General features: G+C 70.0%; 4 protein-coding genes and 1 pseudogene. All 5 read right to left on the bottom strand.

Annotated features, from left to right (window positions below):
- Positions 1 to 322: pseudogene (gene obgE / locus H5J30_RS24050) on the bottom strand (GTPase ObgE); the annotation flags it as partial.
- A 181-nt stretch (positions 323 to 503) separates the two neighbouring features.
- Positions 504 to 761 carry a 50S ribosomal protein L27 gene (rpmA, locus tag H5J30_RS24045; RefSeq protein WP_181789459.1) on the bottom strand — a complete coding sequence of 86 codons (258 nt, stop codon included), beginning with the start codon at positions 759 to 761 and terminating at the stop codon, positions 504 to 506.
- Between the two features lie 13 nt (positions 762 to 774).
- Entirely contained in the window at positions 775 to 1,098 is a 324-nt protein-coding gene (gene rplU, locus H5J30_RS24040) for a 50S ribosomal protein L21 (RefSeq protein WP_181789458.1), read from the bottom strand.
- Positions 1,099 to 1,291: 193 nt separating this feature from the next.
- Positions 1,292 to 2,641 (bottom strand): phospholipase D-like domain-containing protein, encoded by a 1,350-nt coding sequence (locus H5J30_RS24035; protein WP_181789457.1) that lies wholly within the window; start codon positions 2,639 to 2,641, stop codon positions 1,292 to 1,294.
- Positions 2,642 to 2,845: 204 nt separating this feature from the next.
- Positions 2,846 to 3,103, bottom strand: a 258-nt coding sequence (locus H5J30_RS24030) for a hypothetical protein (RefSeq protein WP_181789456.1), incomplete at its 5' end; no start/stop codon positions are given.

Below are 3,103 nucleotides of genomic sequence, written 5' to 3'. Positions count from 1 at the left end.
GGTCGGCGAGGACCTCGCCGTCCTGGGTGAGGACGGCCGTACCGTCCGGCACCGCCAGGACGAGGTCCTTGCCGTTGGCGCCCGCGCGGTCGCCGCCCTCGCCCGGCTTGCCGTTGGTGGCCTTGCGGTGGGGGGTGTGGTGGTAGTCGATCAGGGTGGTGACGTTCTGGTCGACGGTGAGGATGACGTCCCCGCCGTGCCCGCCGTTGCCGCCGTCGGGGCCGCCGAGCGGCCGGAACTTCTCGCGGTGTACGGAGGCGCAGCCGTGTCCCCCGTTGCCCGCGGCCACGTGCAGGGTGACGCGGTCCACGAAGGTGGTCATTGGGGTGTGCCTCCCGGCGGTGAGGAGCGATCAGGGGTCTGCGGCGGCGTACGGGACGCTCGTGCCGTACGCCGTCATGGGAACACGCCGAGGGCGGCCCGGCTTCCCCGCACGTCGTCCGTGGCACGTGCGGAGCGGCGGACCGCCCTCGGATCAGCTGTGTGGTGTCCGGAGCCGGTGGTTACTCGGCGGCCGGGACGATGTTCACGACCTTGCGGCCGCGGCTGGTGCCGAACTGGACCGAGCCGGGGATCAGCGCGAACAGCGTGTCGTCGCCGCCGCGGCCCACGCCGGCGCCCGGGTGGAACTTGGTGCCGCGCTGCCGGATGATGATCTCGCCGGCGCCGACGACCTGGCCGCCGAAGCGCTTGACGCCGAGCCGCTGGGCGTTGGAGTCGCGACCGTTCCGAGTGGACGATGCGCCCTTCTTGTGTGCCATCTCTCCTCAGTCCTTACTTCGCGGCCGGCGCGGGGATCTGGGTGATCTTCAGCGCGGTGTGCAGCTGGCGGTGACCGATCCGCTTGCGGTAACCGGTCTTGTTCTTGTACTTCAGGATGTCGATCTTGTCGCCCTTGTGGTGGTCCACGACCTCGGCCTGGACCTTCACACCGTCCAGGACCCAGGGGTCGCTGGTCACGGTCTCGCCGTCGACGACGAGCAGAGTGGAGAGCTCGACGCTCTCGCCGACGCTCTTGCTGGAAATCCGGTCTACCTCGATGACGTCGCCCACAGAAACCTTCTGCTGGCGGCCGCCGGTGCGCACGATCGCGTACACGCGCTTCAGCTCTCTTCCTCAGTCGCGACGGAGACCCCTGATGCCAGCCGCTCGGCTGGGGCACATGGGATGAGCGGCCTCTCCCGCCGCTCACGAGGAGGCTGCGGGAGGGAGTTGCTCAGGAGCCTGGCGCGCCACACAGACACGCCGACGGACCAGGTTACGGGCCCCTTGACCGCCTGGTCAAACCGGTCTAGCGGAGGGCGCGCTCGCCGTCCTGGGGCAGCGGCTTCACACCCTGGCACAGGTTCGTCCTGTCCGCGGTCCCGGGCCAGGCCACGCTCCGCACCGACGTGTAGTGGTCGACGTACGTGTCGTGCACGGGGTCGCTGTCGATCTTGACCACGGCCTCGTCGTTCTCGCGCAGCGCGGGGCCGGTGAAGTTCTGCGAGCCGGTGAAGACCAGCTTGTCCCGGGAGCCGGCGTACATGCCGTCGATCAGCACGTACTTGTTGTGCACGATGTACGGCGTGGTCAGCTTCTGGCCCGGGTTCTGCGGGTCGCGGTCGTCGTTGTAGCAGCGCAGGGAGGGCCCGCCCGAGGCGTGCAGCACCTCCCAGGTGCCGCGGGTGCCGCCCTGGCTCTTCGCGCTGTCGGACTCGGCGTAGACGAGGCTGACGCCGCAGCCCGCCTTCTTCAGCGCGACGAGCTTGTCGGCGATCGCCTTGCGGGTGACCTTGAAGATCGCGACCCGGACCAGGGTGCGCTGGGTCACGCCGGCGGCGTCCTTGTACGTGCAGCGCACGTTGTCGAGGACGGCGTGGATCGTGTCGGTGCTGTTGGTCGTCCCGGCCCGCGGGAAGAAGTACGCCTTGTAGAGGCCGTTGCTGGCGGTCACGGCGCGGTAGCGCCAGTTCGACCACTGGGCGCCGACCATGTCGCGGAAGTACTCCGAGTACGCCCCGTACATCGCCGGGTTGTTCGGCAGCAGAAGGGCGTCGTTGAAGAACTTCGTGTGCGCCGAGGGCGTCGAGTTGGAGGTCGTCTGGACGACGACGTTCCGGGCGCCCTCGACCTCGGAGAAGAGCCAGAACTTGTTGTGCATGATGGACGCCCCGTACTTCGGGTCGCCGAGGCAGGACTTGTCGACCGGGCAGAGCTTGACGAACGAACCGGCCGCCGTGCTCGTGCCCAGTGCCGTCCTCAGGCTCGCGTACATGGTGTTGTCCGGCCGGTCGCTGCGGCTCGACTCGTCCAGCAGCACCTGCACGTTCACGCCGCGCTCGCGGGCGCGTACGAGCGCGTCCACGATCGGCTGCTCCCAGATGTGGTAGACCGCCACCTTGATCGTCGAGCCGGGGACCGCCGCGTCGGTCAGCTCGATCAGCCGGGTGCGGATCGCGTGCTGCTCGTCCGCGGTGCCCAGCGGGTCGTTGAAGATCGGCCCTTCGATCCACACCCGCGGCTCCGCCGCCGCGCCGCCCGCGCTGGTCGCGGCGTGCACGCCGGCGGCGGACAGGACGGTGGCCAGGGCGACGGCCTGACGCGCGCCCTTGCGCGGCGCGACGGCCCGGTGGCGCCCGGTGGGCTTGAACACGGACATGGAAGGAACGACCCCCTGGGGTGCACGGCTGCCGGCTGCTGCCTCGACTGCCGTGCGATGGGGGCGCCCGCGCGTTCGAGTGCGGTGTATCAAAAACCGGCACACGGACCGATGTCAAGCGCGCGGACAAAAGGTGCGGAAACGCCCCTCGCCCCGCCGGCGGACCGGCGGGGCGAGGGGCGTACGAGAAGGATCCGGGCGGCGTCAGCCCTCCGTGGTGACCGAGACCGAGGCCGGGGAGCCCTGCTCGGCCGCGGCGGTCTTCTTGACCGACTTCTTGGCCGACTTCTTGGCCGTGGCCTTCGTCGCCGTCTTGGTGGCGGCGGACTTGGTCGCGGCCTTCTTCGCGGTGGTCTTCGCCGTCTTCTTGGCCGCGGCCTTCTTCGCCGTCGCCTTCTTGGCGGAGGCGCGCTTGGCGGCGGTCTTCTTACGGGCCCGGGGCTTCTCCGCGACGTCCGCCTC

The sequence above is a fragment of the Streptomyces phytophilus genome (assembly GCF_013870535.1).
Taxonomy (GTDB): Bacteria; Actinomycetota; Actinomycetes; order Streptomycetales; family Streptomycetaceae; genus Streptomyces; species Streptomyces phytophilus.
The sequence above is the reverse complement of the archived record's forward strand: the minus strand, read 5'-3'. Positions and strand labels throughout refer to the sequence as shown.